Source organism: Facklamia sp. P12950, assembly GCF_050409465.1.
Taxonomy (GTDB): domain Bacteria; phylum Bacillota; class Bacilli; order Lactobacillales; family Aerococcaceae; genus Facklamia.
In genome coordinates this window covers 1-16,783 of record NZ_JBNUPK010000009.1, presented here as the reverse complement: position 1 = coordinate 16,783, position 16,783 = coordinate 1, and the positions used below count along the sequence as shown (strand labels likewise).

The window sequence follows — 16,783 nt, the reverse complement described above, 5'->3', positions numbered from 1 at the left end:
TATAAAGGAGCGGTATAAATGGCAAAAGAATTGAAATTCTCAGAAGACGCACGTGCAGCTTTATTGCGCGGGGTAGACTTATTAGCAGATACGGTTAAAACAACAATGGGCCCTAAGGGACGTAACGTTGTCTTAGATAAGACTTACGGTTCTCCACTTATTACAAACGACGGGGTAACCATTGCGCGTGAAATAGAATTGGAAGACCGTTATGAAAATATGGGTGCTCAATTAGTGCAAGAAGTAGCTTCAAAAACCAATGATATAGCTGGAGACGGAACAACGACTGCCACTGTTTTAACTCAAGCAATTGCACGTGAAGGAATGAAGAACGTTACAGCAGGTGCTAACCCAGTTGGTATTCGTCGTGGAATTGATAAAGCAACTAAGACAGCTGTAGCAGCTTTAAAAGAATTATCACAACCTGTATCTTCTAAAGAAGCGATTGCACAAGTAGCAGCTGTATCATCAGGAGACCAAAAGGTTGGCGAATTGATTGCTGATGCTATGGAAAAAGTCGGCAACGATGGTGTAATCACTATTGAAGATTCTCAAACCATTGAGACTGAATTATCAGTTGTAGAAGGTATGCAATTCGATCGTGGTTACTTATCACAATATATGGTAACCGATAATGAAAAAATGATTTCAGATTTAGAAAATCCATATATCTTAATTACAGACCGCAAGATTTCTAACATTCAAGATGCGCTTCCAGTATTAGAAGCAGTAATGCAATCTGGCCGTCCGTTATTGATTATTGCTGAAGATGTTGAAGGGGAAGCTTTACCAACTTTAGTTTTAAATAAATTACGCGGAACTTTAAATGTAGCTGCAGTTAAAGCACCAGGATTTGGAGACCGTCGTAAAGCGATGTTAGAAGATGTTGCGATTCTTACTGGAGCTACTGTAATTTCTGAAGAATTAGGCTTTGAATTAAAAGATGCAACCATCGACCACTTAGGTTCAGCTGGAAAAGTGACTGTGACTAAAGATGACACAACGATTGTTGAAGGTGCTGGTTCATCCGAAGCTATTAAAGAACGTGTAGCTTTAATTCGTCACCAAGCAGAAGAAACTACTTCAAGCTATGACAAAGAAAAATTACAAGAACGTTTAGCCAAATTAGCTGGTGGTGTAGCAGTCATTAAAGTCGGAGCAGCAACTGAAACCGAACAAAAAGAAGTTAAATTACGTATTGAAGATGCATTAAATGCCACTCGCGCTGCTGTTGAAGAGGGAATCGTAGCGGGTGGAGGAGCAGCTTACTTAATCATTAAAGATCAAGTAGCTGCCACAGAAACAGAAACTGATGATGAAGCAACTGGGGTGAAGATTGTGGTTCGTGCTTTAGAAGAACCTGTTCGTCAAATTGCTGAAAATGCAGGTCGTGAAGGCTCAGTGATCGTCAATAAAATTATTTCTTCAAAAGAAGGAACAGGTTATAATGCAACAACGGATCAGTTTGAAGATATGATTCAATCTGGTATTGTTGATCCAACTAAGGTAACTCGTTCAGCCTTACAAAATGCTGCATCAGTAGCAGCTTTATTATTAACAACTGAAGCTGTCGTAGCTGAAATTCCTAAAGACGAACCTGAAATGCCTGCCCAACCAGGTATGGGTATGATGTAAGTCAATTAAATAAATTGATTAGGCAAACGATTTAAGGTGGTTTTAACCTTAAATCGTTTGCTTTTTTTATTTTCCTGACTATAATTAGATAGTTTTAATGAAATTTGTCCTTAAACACATTGAAAGTGCCTAATAATATCGGTAAAATGATAGAGATAATATGGCTATCAAAATTAGGACGTACTAGAGAAAGATAATGTTCTATATAGCTAATAGATTATAGTGAGGAATGAAAGCATGTTAAGAAACCAAGAGACGTTATCACTTCGTTTCGTTCAATGGGTAGAAAACCTACCTTTTGCCCACAAACGATTGATATGGGCAGTCAGTGACCTTTTAGCTTTTTGTCTAGCAACAATTGTTGCTTTAGTCATTTTTTTAGGTATATTCAAAGTCCCAATGCAGTTTTATGTGGGACATTTATTATTGTCCTTTGGTTTATATTATGCAGTCTCTAAGCATTTTAAAGTCGATTCACGTATAAAGCGCTATGCGACTATGGTCGACTTTTCGCTTTTATTTTTAATTGTTATTTTTGCCAATTTAATTTCTGGGTTGATTTTATCTATAGTGCTTAAATGGCTCTCTTTTCGCTATTTAATTATAGTAGCAGGTCTAGCAGGAGTTGCAATCAGTGCTTTACGAATATTATGGCAATATATTTATCACACTAAAAACAGAGTCACTAATATCGATAACAAAAATAGAGAAAATATTGTATTAATTGGAGCAGGAGACGGTGGATCACTTTTTATGAATGCTTACCAACGTCATCCAAGAAACGAAAAAGTGGTTGCTATCCTAGATGAAGACCACTCTAAAATTGGTATGAATATAGGAGGCGTCGAGGTAGTAGGGGGCTTAGAACAACTTACGGAATTAACTAAGCAGTACAATATCGTAAAAGCTGTCATTGCTATTCCTTCCCTGAAACCAGAAAAATATGAAGAAATACTTCGTTATTGTAACGAATTAGGTGTGCGCGTTTATAATATGCCAAAAGTTGAAGACGTTTTATTAGGAATCCATCAACCAAAAGAATCCATGCGTGAAATTAAGATTTCAGACCTTTTGGGCCGTCAGGAAATCGAACTAGACGAAACTGCTATGAGAAAGGAATTAGAAGGGAAAACCATTCTAATAACGGGAGCAGGAGGGTCTATCGGATCTGAAATAACCCGTCAAATTTCTAAACATAATCCAGCAAAAGTTATTTTATTAGGGCATGGGGAGAACTCTATCTATCTTATCTATCATGAGATGATTAAAACTTATAACGAACGTATGATTCAATATATTCCGGTTATTGCGGATATCCAAGACTATGACCGTCTATTAGAAATATTTAAAGAATATCAACCTGATATTATCTATCACGCGGCTGCTCACAAACACGTACCTTTAATGGAAGCTAACCCGGTCGAAGCTTATAAAAATAATATTTTGGGCACATACAATGTCGCACGAGCTGTCGATCAAGCTAGAGTGTCTAAAATGGTAATGATATCTACGGATAAAGCGGTCAATCCCCCTAATATTATGGGAGCGACTAAACGAGTAGCTGAGTTAATTATCACTGGCATGAACAAGCAGTCAGCATCCCTTTATTGTGCAGTTCGTTTTGGAAATGTACTGGGCAGTCGAGGCAGTGTTGTTCCTGCTTTTAAAAAGCAAATAGCCGCTGGAGGTCCTGTGTTAGTTACAGATTTTAGAATGATTCGCTATTTTATGACTATTCCAGAAGCCAGCCAATTAGTTGTTTTTGCTGGAACTTTTGCCCAAGATGGTGAAGTTTTTATCCTTGACATGGGGGAACCTGTTAAAATTCTTGATTTAGCCAAGAAAATGATTCTCCTTTCCGGGCATACAGTTGAAGAAATCGGTATTCGAGAGTCAGGTATTCGACCAGGTGAGAAGCTTTATGAAGAATTATTGACCGGATCAGAACTTGTTGAAAATCAATTAAATGATCAAATATTTGTTGGAAAAGTTGTACCAATTCCACTACAAGAGACTTTGGAATTTGTCGAAAGTTTGAAAGAGTCGGTTCATCAGCCTAAAATTATGAAAGAAAAGATAATAAAATTTGCTAATGATAGCACACAATACGGAGGTTAACATGCAACAAGAAGAAATTAGCTTAAAAGATTTATGGAAATTATTTACTAAGCATGCTTTTAAAATATTTAGTTTAATACTCTTAGGGATTATTTTGGCGATTGCTTTTATGATTTTATTTGTAACACCTAATTACCGCTCAACGGCTCAGCTTTTAGTGAATCAATCAGAAGAGCGAATGGGACAATCGCCTATCCAATACAGTGAATTACAAGCTAACTCACAGTTGATTAATACTTACCGCGATATTATCACGGGTGACAGTGTTCTTAATCGAGTGAGCGATGATGCCAATAAGGCTTATTCGGTAGGAGATTTAAAAGATGCTATTACGGTGGAACAATCACCAAACTCACAAGCTTTTTATGTTTCCGTTCAGCTTGAGTCTCCTCAAGCTGCTCAAAATGTTCTTTATAATGTGATTACAGTTTTTGAAGAAACAGTCAGCGATATTTATGGGGGAGAAGATACCAACATTTTTATTCTTTCTCCAGCTTCTTTTAACCCAAACCGAGTTTCTCCTAGTTTGCCAATTTATTCAATTATTGGGGCCCTAATGGGTCTGGCGATAGCCATCTTAATTATTATATTATCCGAAATTTCTGACACAACCGTCAAAGATGATGAATTTATGGCAAGTCTAGGAATGAATGATTTAGGACATATTTATCAACTTTCAAATAAAGAAATGAAAAGTTCTCGTATAGCAAGTAGTAAATCACAAAAACGGACTAGAAAGAAGGTTTAGCATGTTTAATACTCGAAAGAAAAAAGAAAGCAAATTATTAAAAGATCAAGAATTTGGAACCTCTTTAATTACTTATACATCTCCTCAATCTATTAATGCGGAGCAATTTCGTGCCATCCGTACGAATATTGAATTTGCTCAAGTCGATCGGAAGCTTAAGAGTTTACTAATTTCTTCTTGTATTCCGGCTGAAGGCAAGTCGACCGTTTCAGCAAACTTAGCGGTTGTTATGGCTCAAACAGAGAAAAAGGTTTTGATTGTTGATGCGGATATGCGTAAGCCAACCCTTCATCGAACTTTTAGAATCGATAATAAAGAAGGACTGTCAACCTTAATTGCCAATCCTGAGGTCAAATTTAATCAGGTAGTTCAACATAATCCCGAAACAGGTCTTTACTTATTGCCGTGTGGACCTATTCCGCCGAACCCTTCAGAATTACTCGGTTCAGCTCGTATGACATCCATTATGCATGAGTTGAATCAATATTTTGATTTGATAATCTATGATACGCCACCTATTACTGCTGTGGCTGATCCACAAATTTTAGCAACACGTGTGGATGGTATTTTGATGGTATTACGTTATGGCTATGTTCGTCGTGAGGAAGTACGCCAAGCGAAAGAAATCTTAGATAATGTCAATGCGAATATTTTAGGATATGTTATGAATGGTGTTCCGCGTGAAGAAGGATCAGGCTATTATTCATATTATGGTTATGGTTACGGTCATGATTCCGAAAAAGATAGCAAGGGTGAGTAATAAAAATGATTGTTGATTTACATTCACATCTTATACCCGGAGTAGACGATGGGGCGCAAACGCTAGAAGATTCTATTTACCTAGCTAAAATGGGTCAAGAAGAAGGGGTCCAACATATTGTTTTAACCCCCCACCATCGTAATGGTCAATTTATTAATCATAAAGAGGATGTTATAAAATTTACGGACAAATTATCTGCTGATTACGAAAGAGCTGGCCTACAAGTTAAAGTGTATCCCGGTCAAGAAATACGCTTAACCAAGCAATTTATGGAAGATTATTATAATGGTGATTTATTATCTCTAGATGGATCGGATAAATATTATTTGATTGAATTTCCAACTGCTAAAGTCCCAGAATTTGCGCCTAAAATGCTATTGCAGTTAATTGATATGGGAATAACACCTTTAATTGCGCATCCAGAAAGAAATCATCAATTAGCTGAAAATTATGAGGATTTATATGACTTAATTCAGATGGGATGTTTATCACAAATCACTTCTTCTTCTTATGTGGGCTTATATGGTGAAAAATTTCAAAAAACAGCAAGAGAAATGATTGAACTTAATTTAGCACATGTTATTGCTTCTGACGTCCACCATGTGGATTTTCGACCATTTAATATGAAGGCTGCATTTAATCAACTAGAACAAGATTTTGGTCAGGCAAAGGTCGACTATTTCTTACAAAATGCTCGGGATATCTTTAACGGAGATCCCATTCATAAGTTAGAAGCTAAACGCTCAAAATCAATAAGAAAAAAGAAAAAAAGATTCTTTGGACTCTTTTAAAAAACTTGATTGTCGTTTAGTAGCGACAATCAAGTTTTTTTATTTTCTAACTAAAAAGTTTATGCCTATTTATAGGCTGAAATCTACAAAGCGATTAAAAGAGTAGATAGAAGGAGGGTTATGAGGGCGATTGCTATTAAAAGATAAAGCTTGGTATCGAATGGATAAGGGATAGATAAAAGATAAGTTACGATCAGTATTTAATTGATAGTAGAAGAAGCCGTATTTGATAACCGTTTGTCGATTAGTATGATCTTCGAGTGTATTAAAATAGGAGCAATAGCGTAAATTGAGCCAAAGAAGGCTATCTAAACAACTATTAAAAGGTATGAAGAGGTGTTGGTCTTGGAGTATATTGTGTGAAATTTGTTCTAAGGATTGGTTGGAGTACCAAAAATCTCCGTTGCTATCAATGATTAGAGTATTAACATTGATATGGGCTGAACTTAAGTCGCATAAGAGTATGGGGATAATTGAATAATGAGATGGGAGGTAATGAGCTTTACTTAGCGCTTGATGAAGAAATGCAAAATAATGACGATGACACGGAGCAACTTTAATACTTATCTTAAAATTTAACGACAAGAATATCACCACCAAAAAATATTTATCAAACAAGTTGAAAATACCATATAGTAATTCTTATTTCAATAGAAAGGCGAACCAAAATAGCTACTTATATAAAATTTTATATAGCATAAGGATTCATATAAAAAAATAATAAATTGAATAGATAATCTTACTGTCGTGTTAATAATTAATGACAAAAGTATGAATCTAAAATGATTTCCGCTAGAATAACTTTGCCTGCTTATTGGGTCATGTTATACTATAGTTACTAAACAAAACTATTAAAAAAAGGGGGTTCTCATAGATGAAGAAAACAATTCAACAGCTGATCAATAAATCGGCTATTTGCTTGTCTGTTATCACTTTAATGGGCTTGACTCAAGCATCAGCCAATACCACCCATGTGGTCGAAAAAGGCGATACGATTTATAGCATAGCTCGTAAATATGGTTTGTCTGAACAAGACTTAATGGCTTTAAATGGCTTATCAAGTACAACTATCGATATAGGTGCTCAATTGATTGTGAGTATGGATGGAGGAGACAAAAGTAGTAATCAAGAGGAGGCAGGTTATTATGTCGTAAAAAAAGGGGATACCCTCTATTCCATTGCAAATAAATTCGGTTTATCCGTCGATCAATTACGATCTTTTAATGGTCTCACAGGTAACTATATAGATGTAGGTGATCGTTTAGCTTTAAATGGTTCAAATACAACAGATCAACCAAGTCAGCCACCGGTAGTGAAAGAAGATCCAGCCACTTATGTGGTTCAAAAAGGCGACAGTCTTTATAAAATTGCTAATGCCTACGGCTTAACGGTTAGTCAGTTAAAGGCTATGAACGGGCTGTCCTCCGACTTTATTGATGTAGGGGACTTATTAGCAGTAGCTGATGGAGGAACTACTTCTGTAACACCTGGGGGATCTAATCAAGGATCCAACAATCAAGGTTCGTATGTTGTTAATAAAGGCGATAGCCTTTATACCATTGCTTTAAGATATGGTGTGACTGTTAATCAGTTAGTGGCATGGAACGGCTTAGTTTCAGATTTAATCTATCCGGGAGATAAACTAGCAGTAACATCTAACGGATCAACTGATCTTACAAATCCCAACCGTCCAAGTCAACCGTCTTACTCATCCAATGCTTACACGGTTGTGGCGGGGGACAACTTTGATACTATTGCTCAAGCCTATGGTATGACTGGCCGTCAACTGATGGCTTTTAATGGTCGAACAGATACCATGATCTACCCTGGTGAAGTGATTTATTTACCAAGCTCAGGCTCCAATTATGTACCAAGTCAAACTAACACAACTTCTAATAACTCAACAGGTAATCAATTAACCACCACGCCAGATACATCCAGTGATTCTCAACCACAAAGCGATGGGCTAGGTATTAATAATGAAAAACCAAAGACTCTTAAAAAGGAGCCGCGCGAAGTGAATATTCGCAAACCTAAAACTTTACAAAAAGATGAAGATAAACTCACTGATCCGAGAACCAAGGCGCTAGATCCTGAAAGTATTGACTTGCCGACTCATGAAGTGACTGAAGGGGAAAAATTGGCTGATATTGCAAAGGCTAATGACATTAATGAAAATGATTTACGCCAATGGAACGGCCTCTTAAATGATGCGATTGAAGTAGGAGATATTCTTTACTTGAAGGATCCAAGCCAAGCGATTACAGTCTTTAAACAAGCTCGCCCATTAGAAGAAATTTATCCAATTAAGCATACTTTAATGGAAGACGAAAGAATTCAAGACTTATTAGAGGTTTACCCAGTAACAGAAGCTCAAATTATTGAATGGAGCGAATTAGAAGAAGGTAAAGAAATTGAGCAAGGAACAGAATTAACCCTTTCCCATCCTGAAAAGGCACCGAGTATTTATAAGGTGACTGAAGAAGATTCCTTAGAAAGTATAGCGAATCAATTCGAAGTTTCGGTTGAAGCGCTTCGTGAATGGAACGGTTTACTTGACAACGTGGTCTATATTGGTGAAGAAATTGCTGTCACTAATCCATGGGTAGACTACCATCAAGTAGCTCCTGGCGAGACACTCGAAGTTTTAGCAGACAAGTATGAAGTAAGTATTGACCAATTGAGACAGTGGAACGATTTACCAGCTGAATCAATGGTTGTAAATGGCGTGTTAATTGTATCGAATCCGAAAGCTTTTGAATTAGAAGATGAAGATAAGGATAGCGACGCTGAGAGTACTGAAGAAACAAGTGCTGAATAAAAAAAGATAAAGACAAAAACATCGCAAGCCTTGGCTGCGATGTTTTTTATTGCAATGAAAAATATAAACTCTTTACGAAGAAAGACTGAACCAAGCCGCGTGTTGTCCAGAAACAGCACCTGTTGCAAAAGCAGCTGTAATGTTATAGCCACCTGTATATCCATTAATGTCAATGATTTCACCACAGAAATAGAGGCCTTTCATTAATTTAGACGCCATGGTTTGAGGGGTGATTTCTTTTAAGTTAACCCCTCCACCCGTTACAAAACCTTTTTCAAGTGGTTGACTGCCATAAACAGTGAGTGGAAAAGCTTTGACTCGTTTCCACAGCGCTTCTTGAATAGAATGGTTGACTTGCTTATAAGCTGACTTTTCTTGGATTCTTACTTGTTTTTGAATCAAGCCATTTAGTTTGTCAGGTAACCATTGGCGCAGAATGTTATCAACTTGCTTTTCTCTTTGTTCTTCTGCCAGTTTCTTGAGCTCTTCATATGAAATATATGGGATAAGATCAATGGTTAGATTCGCAATTTTTTCTTGGCTTTCTTTAAGGTATAAATTGACATGGCCGGAGCATCTTAAAATAGCTGGTCCTGAATAACCAAAGTGGGTAAAAATCATATCCATTTGATGGGAAACAATTGTTTTCCCTTTTTTATCTAGTACTTTGACATTAACGTCCCTCAATGAAATACCTTGTAATGACTTGTCTTGAACAAAGGAATCGTTGGATAATAAGGGGACTTCAGTGGCATAAAAATCCGTCAAACTGTGACCAGCGTCTTTAGCCCATCGATAGCCATCTCCCGTCGAACCGGTGCGAGGATAGGCCTTGCCGCCTGAGGCTAAGATGACAGCTTTGGCAGTATATGTCGCTTTGCTGGTTTGAACACCTCTAACAGAAGCTGTTTCTTGATTATACAGAACTTCTTCAACAGGTTCACCAGCAATTACTTCAATGGCATAATGTTTCATCTCATTAATTAAACAGTCGCGAATGGTGCGCGCAGAGTCCGAAATGGGGAACATCCGCCCATGATCTTCTTCTTTTAATCGAACACCTCGTGTTTGAAAAAAATCGATTATATCTTGTGAATCAAATTGTTCTAATACAGAATAAAGAAACTTACCATTACCTGGAATATGATCAATGAATACTTCACGAGGTGAACGATTGGTGACATTACAGCGGCCTCCTCCGGTAAGAATTAATTTGCGTCCTAATTTATAATTTTTTTCAAGTAACAGCACACGCGCGCCATTCATGCCAGCGTGGATTGCTGCCATCATTCCGCTAGTGCCTCCACCAATAACAATAACATCAGGGCGATTCATCATTTTCCTCCTCGCTAGGCATTTGTTTTGATTGTATCATAGGAAAAAAATAAAAGGCAAAGTGTTTCCACTTGCCTTTTAGTATATAGAATTTACTATACCATTGGATAGACAGGAATTTTAGCTCGTGTTGCTAATTGTTTAGCGAAATAATCACTTAAGAAATAATCAACCATGCCGTGGATAAGAGTTCCTCCACCCACTAGAACAATTAAAACATATAAGAAGTTTTCACTGGCTTGGCTAAAACCAGCTTGGGTGATCACATAGACGACGAATACTTCAGCAACCGCATGAATTAAGTTGATGATGAAAGAAAACGTCCATTTATTGCGACTTGTTGCTAACCATTGCGGTTTTTGTTGAAGCATTTTAGCGCCAACAAAAGCAAATACAACGTGCGAAGCAGCTCTTGCAACAATAATCATAGGAAAGCCAGCTAATTGAAATCCCAGACTAGTACCTAAACTTACTAAAACAGCTGTAAAAGGCGAAATAAACATGGCCATAAAAATTGCCACATGACTAGCCAAAGTATAAGAAGCAGGAGGAATCACAATTTTAAGTGGCATAACCATTGGTATGATAATACCAATTGCTGTGAGTAAGCTAGCGAACGTCAATTGGCGTGTTTTAGATAAGCGAGTAGTTTGAGACATAAGAACCTCCAAAAAATTTACTATAAAAGCAGTTTAACAACAATCTATAATGGTGTCAAGACACCTGTCTATACATAGAGGATTTTTTCTTGTGACAAAGCATTTTCGATTAGCTTAAATTCTTTTAGACTAGGCACCTGTATGGTATGTGAATGAATACCATCCGTTAAGGATGCTAACATTTCACCTTCATAAGTTGCCATACGTTCTAGAAAGGCTTCAAGATCAGCTTGCGAATGAATATGAAGGGCAGCAGACAATAAACCATAAACCGGATGCTCTATTTGCACATCAAGCACTTTACCCTGATAGGCTAATATTGTTTCTAACTCTAGCCGCATTTGACTATCATCATGACGACAAACAATCACCCCCGTATACCCCTTAGTAGCAGTATTGTTAATCGGGGAAGAAGGAATTAAATATCCCTGATTAGTGGCTAAAATTTCTACTTTATGATGGGCACGTAATAAAGCAATATCTCCAACAATTACCTGACGACTGACTTGATAACGACTAGCTAACTCATTGGCCGTTATCGCTTCGCTTTGTTCTTTTAAGAATGCTAAAATGGCTTGGCGTCTTTCTTGAGCTTTCATAAATTTCACTTCCTTTGAAATGATTATACCATGAAGGCAAATGACTGTTGATCGAAAGCAAAATAAATTTGAAGCAGTGTGAGAAAATCGCTTGACATTAGGGGTTAATAAGGAATATAATAGTTGACGGTATTGTTTACCCCACACATGAGCCCCGGAAACTCATCGTAACCGTAAACAACTAGACAAATATTGGAGGAAAACAACGTGCGTCAAACATATATGGCTAAAAAGAACGAAGTTGAACGCAACTGGGTATTATTAGATGCCACAGATATCCCATTGGGACGCCTTTCAACTGTTGTTGCATCAATCTTACGCGGAAAAAATAAACCCACCTATACCCCACACGTGGATACAGGTGACTTTGTAATCGTAATTAATGCTGAAAAAATTGCCTTAACTGGTAAAAAAGCAACAGACAAGAAATATTATAATTACTCAGGACATCCTGGTGGAATGCGTGTCACTACAGCAGGTGAAATGCGCGACAAGAAACCTACACGCTTAATCGAACGTTCAGTAAAAGGAATGTTACCAGACAACCGTTTAGGTCGCAAACAATTCACTAAACTTTTTGTCTATGAAGGTTCAGAGCATAACCATGCCGCTCAACAACCTAAAAAATTAGACATCAATACATTAATATAAGGAGGGATTAAATGGCTACAGTACAATACTTAGGAACAGGTCGTCGTAAAAACTCATCAGCACGCGTACGCTTAGTACCAGGAACTGGTGAATTCACTGTGAATGGTAAGCCTTTGGAAGAATACATTCCATTTGCTCACTTACACGAAGTAATCAACCAACCATTCAACGCTACTGAAACTTTAGGATCTTATGATGTTATTGTGAACGTAAAAGGTGGAGGCTTCTCTGGTCAATCAGGTGCCATTCGTCACGGAATCGCACGTGCATTATTAAACGTCGATCCAGACTTCCGTCCTGCATTAAAATCAGCTGGACTTCTAACACGTGACCCTCGTATGGTAGAACGTAAAAAACCAGGTCTTAAGAAAGCTCGTAAAGCTTCTCAATTCTCAAAACGTTAGGACAGTCGTTGCGAACTTGTTCCCTTACGAATGTGCTATGGGACGGAGATTCCGCAGGAATCGAGTACCAATCATTATTACAGCAGATATTCAAGACACTTTCCTTTATTGGAAGGTGTTTTTTGTTTTTAAATTTTATTTGTTATTTTTAATTTTATATAGTACACTTAAAAAATATAAGAAGGAGAGTGAGTAAATGGGAAATATGTCAGACGGTTTTTCAAGTATACTATACATGGTATTTGTAATTATTTTTATTGTAGGTATGTGGAAACTTTTTGAAAAGGCTGGTGAAGCTGGGTGGAAGTCACTGATCCCTATTTATCAACTATATATTCAATTTAAAATTGTATACGGTAATGGATGGAAAGTGTTATGGCTATTAGTTCCGCTAGCAAATATCTATTTTATCATCATGTTTTGTTTAGACTTAGCAAAAGTGTTTGGAAAGGGTGTTGGATATGGTCTCGGGCTTCTTTTCGGATTCCCACTTTTTTCAGTAATTTTAGGCTTTGATGATTCAGAATATTTGGGACCAAAACGTAAATAAATGATGCACCTATTTTTATTATATGAATATCATTTATACTTAAACATCTTCCGTTAGGGAGATATCAGTATGTAGATAAAACCCTCTAGATCACAACTTATAGTGATTTAGAGGGCTTTTATATGTATAATAAAGAGAAAATGGGTGATTTCCATGATGTCAGTCAATGCCGATAGTAAAACATTTGAAGCACGTAATCAGATCGCTTTTCATGCCCTTGAAGAACTCGTTCTTGAAGACCATCTTCTGAGAAAAATTGATCGCCCTATAGATTTTTCATTCAACTATGCTGTAGTAGAAGATGTCTATTGTTTGGATAGTGGACGTCCAAGTTTTGATCCGATTACGCTTATCAAAATCTCATCATTCAACATCTCTAAGGTATTCCAAGCATGCGCCAAACCATTCAAGAAATTCAAGTGAATGTTGCTTATCGCTGGTTCTTAGGATTATCTCTCACGGATTCAGTGCCCCATTTTTCAACCTTTGGAAAGAATTACAAGTGGCGTTTTGAAGGAACAAGTATCGCCCAACAGATCTTTAGCCAGATACTCACGCAGTGTTTGGAGGCAGGAGTAGTCGATACCCAAGCAGTTTTTATGGATGTACTCACGTCAAAGCTTGTGCGAATGGCCGAAAATATACCAACGAAGAAGTGCCGGTACAAGCCAAATGGTTGGCAGATGAAATGCTGGAAGCTGTTCAAGCAGATCGGATGATTCATAGAAAAAAGTCGCTAAAAAACACAAAAAAGGAGACCTTAACAAAGTCCCAAACAATCAGTCCCAATGATCCGGAGGTAGGGTGGTTTCATAAAGGGGACCATGGCCAAGTTTTTGCCTATACTATTCAAACAGCTTGCGATCGCAAGGGGATGGGTATTAGCTTATAGTGTCCATTCAGGAAATACCTACGATACACTGGCTTTCCCCTTCTTATTTGAAAAAATCCCTTCTTTTAATCCGACTTATTTAATAGCAGATGCAGGGTACACAACGCCTATCAATGCACATTTTCTATAAAAATATGAAAATACACTGGTGTTCCTTATACGCGACCAAGACGCAAACTAAAAATAGAGATGTTGCTTATGACGCGTACTATAATTGTTATTTAGATATAAATTGCAAATACAACTTAGCCACCTAGTACAAAGGAGTCCTCGCCCATGAGAAGTGTGAGTTCAATGATCCGTGTAGCTGTTTAATCTTTCTGTGAGGGTTTGATAAGGAGCTGAGCCATGGTAGCCTGATGGGCTGAGCGGTTTATCTGGCGTTTACGCTAGGAAACCATGGCGAAGGAGGCTCCTTGTCAAGCCCTCACGTCAAGCTGTTTTCTGTTCATTCTTCCACGCCTTAACAAACACTTCGTGAGCCGTGGCGTAACCTAATAGCTTCCGGGGCCTGTCATTCATCCATTGTTGAATGCGATCAATATCTACCTGTGTATACCTAGCTAAAGACTCCCTTTTTGGTATATAGCGTCGAACGAGACGGTGTTGGTTTTCACTGGTGCCACGCTCCCAAGATGAGTAAGGGTGAGCGAAGTAGACCTCAGCTACAGAGGAGACGGCTTTTGTGAGTGAGCTGAATTCTGAACCGTTATCACTTGTAAGAGTCTTAAAGAGTCGCTCAGCTTACTCTCCTAGGGAGTTCATGAGTTGAGTGATCGCTTGATAAACGACCTGACTTGTCTGATTCTTAATCAAAATAAGCCACTCAAAGCGTGAGTGTCGTTCAACCAACGTCAATAAGGCAGGGTCCTCTTCACCATGCGGACCTACCACAGTATCGATTTCCCAGTGTCCCCATTCCTCACGGTCTTCCACTTTCTGGGGGCGTTCTTCAACCGATTTGCCCAGGATTTTGCGACGTCTGGGTCCAGGTTCAAAAGCCTTGTGCGGTTTGCGTGATACCTTTTCAGGTAAATCAATGTTCTTCGTTCGCATGAGCCCCTTATTGATCCAGTTATAAAGCGTTTTTGTGCAAGGGATCAAGTCTTCACAGAACAATTTATGACGTTCAGCGTAACCAACAACCACATCAGGGCTCCACCTCTCACTGAGTAGCCTTATCCGCCCAATCGATAAAGTCCTTACTATTGACCCACTTAGGTTGTCGTCCCGTTCCCTCATGCAAGGGGTCATACGCCGCTTGTCCCGCAGCAGCACTATAGACATCCCTGAAGTAGAGATAAGTCTTTCCGTTTACAGATTGTTTGCGTTTCTGAGTAACTGTCCCGCGTTTCACTTTTGTATGAATGGTCTGAGGTGAACGTCCGAGTAACCGAGCGATTGCTCGGTTTGAGCCATGTGGAGTCTGCTATTCTATGTCTGTGTTGTTACTACATAGATTAGCAGACTCACTGGCTCTTTTTCTAATTTATATGGCTAAGTTCATTTTACAATTCACCAAAACTTAATATTAGAAGAGTCACCTCATCTTTAAGAAGGGGTAATTGAATTTTAAACTAACTCTTGCATTACAAGGTAGCTAGCTGTATAATAATCTTAAAATACTATGTAATACAAGATAGTGAATTCGTTCTGTAAAAGGAGGGGTAATTTGTCTTCTACACAAATGTTAAAAGGAGTCATTGATGGATGCATTCTGATGATTATAAAAAATAAAGAAGCATATGGTTATGAACTGGCAGAAAAATTATCCCGTTATGGTTTTCATTCGATGAGTGAGGGTACGATCTATCCTTTATTAATGCGAATGAAAAGAGAGGGTTTAGTATCATCGACACTAAAAAAATCCACTGCAGGTCCCAAAAGGAAATATTATTCCCTGACTGAAAAAGGCGCAGATGAATTGGATCATTTTATTAAGCGCTGGGAAAACCTTCAAAGTAGCGTTAACAAGGTTTTAAATAGAGAGTCGTACACGGATAGTGATAAAGGAGATGGAACAAATGGAAAATAATACTCAACTATCGAAACAAAGTAAAGAGTTTTTAGAAAATCTAACCGTATACTTAGTTTCTAAAGGTAAGGAAACGAATGAGATTGAGGAGATAGTTAGTGAGTTAGAAGATCATCTCATACAAGCTGAAGGCCAAGGGAAGCCGATTGAGCATATTATTGGTTCGTCGCCTAAAGATTATATGAGGTCAATAGCCAATGAAATGTTAGTTGATCACCGTTCTGCTATTAAGAATATTATTGGCATTATGGTTGCATCCTATTCTTTCATTATCTTACCTAATTTGATGAGAGGCGAATTCTCTTTTTCGATTCTAGAGATTATGGGTCATTTAGTTATTGCTGGAGCATTTATTGTTGCAGTGCTTGCTGCTTTTAGAAATATTATTCCAGCTAGATTATCAGACAAAATGAAGTATTTAGTATTTGCTATTATTTCACTTGTAACTATAGCTGCCTATGTTGCTTTATATTATGTAGATAGTATGACTCAAACACCAATTATAACATTAGACTCCACCGTCAGCCTTCTCATTGGGTCTATTATGGTGTTGAACTTAATTTTATTATCAATTTGGTCCAAAACAGCGGTTTTACTCGTAACACTTTTGTTAATTACACTACCAGAATATCTTTTAAATCTATCGCCTCTTCCCTACGAGTTAAAGCAAATTTTAACTTTGATTATTATGATAGGAGGATTTGCACTGTATGCTTGGTTTGTTTTAAAAAGATAAATTATCATAACAAGTGCAACGTTCAATAAACGCAGAGTTCATTAGCTAT

Annotated in this window: 18 protein-coding genes and 3 pseudogenes; 15 read left to right on the top strand and 6 right to left on the bottom strand. The window is 37.7% G+C overall.

Annotated features, from left to right (window positions below):
- The first annotated feature begins 18 nt into the window (after nt 1-18).
- From groL to ACQV2Q_RS07755, 5 genes are all read left to right on the top strand, one after another.
- On the top strand, nt 19-1,635 hold the full coding sequence (gene groL, locus ACQV2Q_RS07775; protein WP_428874006.1) for a chaperonin GroEL: 1,617 nt from the start codon (nt 19-21) through the stop codon (nt 1,633-1,635).
- A gap of 237 nt (nt 1,636-1,872) precedes the next feature.
- Entirely contained in the window at nt 1,873-3,753 is a 1,881-nt protein-coding gene (locus ACQV2Q_RS07770; protein ID WP_428882426.1) for a polysaccharide biosynthesis protein, read from the top strand.
- Nucleotide 3,754: 1 nt separating this feature from the next.
- Nucleotides 3,755-4,501: a YveK family protein gene (locus ACQV2Q_RS07765; protein ID WP_428882425.1), complete on the top strand. Its 747-nt coding sequence runs from the start codon at nt 3,755-3,757 to the stop codon at nt 4,499-4,501.
- A gap of 1 nt (nt 4,502) precedes the next feature.
- Complete coding sequence (locus tag ACQV2Q_RS07760; RefSeq protein WP_428874009.1) at nt 4,503-5,261, top strand: CpsD/CapB family tyrosine-protein kinase; 759 nt, start codon at nt 4,503-4,505, stop codon at nt 5,259-5,261.
- A 5-nt stretch (nt 5,262-5,266) separates the two neighbouring features.
- Nucleotides 5,267-6,052 carry a tyrosine-protein phosphatase gene (locus ACQV2Q_RS07755; RefSeq protein ID WP_428882424.1) on the top strand — a complete coding sequence of 262 codons (786 nt, stop codon included), beginning with the start codon at nt 5,267-5,269 and terminating at the stop codon, nt 6,050-6,052.
- A gap of 69 nt (nt 6,053-6,121) precedes the next feature.
- On the opposite strand, the gene ACQV2Q_RS07750 is transcribed toward ACQV2Q_RS07755, so the two are convergent.
- The gene (locus ACQV2Q_RS07750) at nt 6,122-6,637 is read right to left on the bottom strand and encodes a hypothetical protein (RefSeq protein WP_428874012.1); all 516 of its coding nucleotides are present in this window, start codon (nt 6,635-6,637) and stop codon (nt 6,122-6,124) included.
- A gap of 289 nt (nt 6,638-6,926) precedes the next feature.
- On the opposite strand from ACQV2Q_RS07750, the gene ACQV2Q_RS07745 reads away from it, so the two are divergent.
- Nucleotides 6,927-8,873 (top strand): LysM peptidoglycan-binding domain-containing protein, encoded by a 1,947-nt coding sequence (locus tag ACQV2Q_RS07745; protein ID WP_428882422.1) that lies wholly within the window; start codon nt 6,927-6,929, stop codon nt 8,871-8,873.
- 72 nt (nt 8,874-8,945) lie between these two features.
- Here the strand turns inward: ACQV2Q_RS07745 and ACQV2Q_RS07740 are convergent, their stop codons facing one another.
- From ACQV2Q_RS07740 to ACQV2Q_RS07730, 3 genes are all read right to left on the bottom strand, one after another.
- Complete coding sequence (locus ACQV2Q_RS07740; protein WP_428882421.1) at nt 8,946-10,208, bottom strand: NAD(P)/FAD-dependent oxidoreductase; 1,263 nt, start codon at nt 10,206-10,208, stop codon at nt 8,946-8,948.
- 95 nt (nt 10,209-10,303) lie between these two features.
- Complete coding sequence (locus tag ACQV2Q_RS07735) at nt 10,304-10,867, bottom strand: hypothetical protein (protein WP_428875142.1); 564 nt, start codon at nt 10,865-10,867, stop codon at nt 10,304-10,306.
- Between the two features lie 68 nt (nt 10,868-10,935).
- Entirely contained in the window at nt 10,936-11,466 is a 531-nt protein-coding gene (locus ACQV2Q_RS07730; protein WP_428874017.1) for a 3H domain-containing protein, read from the bottom strand.
- 207 nt (nt 11,467-11,673) lie between these two features.
- Here ACQV2Q_RS07730 and rplM point away from each other — a divergent pair, with 207 nt between their 5' ends.
- The 7 genes and pseudogenes from rplM (at nt 11,674) to ACQV2Q_RS07695 (ending at nt 14,093) form a co-directional block, all read left to right on the top strand.
- Nucleotides 11,674-12,117: a 50S ribosomal protein L13 gene (rplM, locus tag ACQV2Q_RS07725; protein ID WP_428874018.1), complete on the top strand. Its 444-nt coding sequence runs from the start codon at nt 11,674-11,676 to the stop codon at nt 12,115-12,117.
- Between the two features lie 11 nt (nt 12,118-12,128).
- Nucleotides 12,129-12,521, top strand: coding sequence for a 30S ribosomal protein S9 (gene rpsI / locus ACQV2Q_RS07720; protein ID WP_090289633.1), 393 nt, complete (start codon nt 12,129-12,131; stop codon nt 12,519-12,521).
- A gap of 196 nt (nt 12,522-12,717) precedes the next feature.
- On the top strand, nt 12,718-13,071 hold the full coding sequence (locus tag ACQV2Q_RS07715) for a DUF5684 domain-containing protein (RefSeq protein WP_428874019.1): 354 nt from the start codon (nt 12,718-12,720) through the stop codon (nt 13,069-13,071).
- Nucleotides 13,072-13,215: 144 nt separating this feature from the next.
- The gene (locus ACQV2Q_RS07710; RefSeq protein ID WP_428882420.1) at nt 13,216-13,494 is read left to right on the top strand and encodes a hypothetical protein; all 279 of its coding nucleotides are present in this window, start codon (nt 13,216-13,218) and stop codon (nt 13,492-13,494) included.
- A pseudogene (locus tag ACQV2Q_RS07705) lies at nt 13,464-13,562 on the top strand (transposase); the annotation flags it as partial. The gene ACQV2Q_RS07710 and the pseudogene ACQV2Q_RS07705, both read left to right, overlap by 31 nt.
- Before the next feature lie 68 nt (nt 13,563-13,630).
- Complete coding sequence (locus ACQV2Q_RS07700; RefSeq protein WP_428874027.1) at nt 13,631-13,963, top strand: hypothetical protein; 333 nt, start codon at nt 13,631-13,633, stop codon at nt 13,961-13,963.
- Nucleotides 13,896-14,093, top strand: a complete 198-nt coding sequence (locus tag ACQV2Q_RS07695) for a hypothetical protein (protein WP_428875144.1) — start codon at nt 13,896-13,898, stop codon at nt 14,091-14,093. Before ACQV2Q_RS07700 ends, ACQV2Q_RS07695 begins: the two co-directional genes overlap by 68 nt.
- 302 nt (nt 14,094-14,395) lie before the next feature.
- On the opposite strand, the pseudogene ACQV2Q_RS07690 reads toward ACQV2Q_RS07695, so the two are convergent.
- Both ACQV2Q_RS07690 and ACQV2Q_RS07685 read right to left on the bottom strand, forming a co-directional pair.
- A pseudogene (locus tag ACQV2Q_RS07690) lies at nt 14,396-15,205 on the bottom strand (IS30 family transposase).
- A gap of 10 nt (nt 15,206-15,215) precedes the next feature.
- Nucleotides 15,216-15,377: pseudogene (locus ACQV2Q_RS07685) on the bottom strand (helix-turn-helix domain-containing protein); the annotation flags it as partial.
- A gap of 258 nt (nt 15,378-15,635) precedes the next feature.
- Between ACQV2Q_RS07685 and ACQV2Q_RS07680 the strand changes: the two are divergent.
- Both ACQV2Q_RS07680 and ACQV2Q_RS07675 read left to right on the top strand, forming a co-directional pair.
- Complete coding sequence (locus ACQV2Q_RS07680) at nt 15,636-15,998, top strand: PadR family transcriptional regulator (RefSeq protein WP_428882418.1); 363 nt, start codon at nt 15,636-15,638, stop codon at nt 15,996-15,998.
- Nucleotides 15,988-16,734: an HAAS domain-containing protein gene (locus ACQV2Q_RS07675; protein ID WP_428882416.1), complete on the top strand. Its 747-nt coding sequence runs from the start codon at nt 15,988-15,990 to the stop codon at nt 16,732-16,734. The genes ACQV2Q_RS07680 and ACQV2Q_RS07675 overlap by 11 nt, the downstream gene beginning before the upstream one ends.
- Nucleotides 16,735-16,783: the final 49 nt, after the last annotated feature.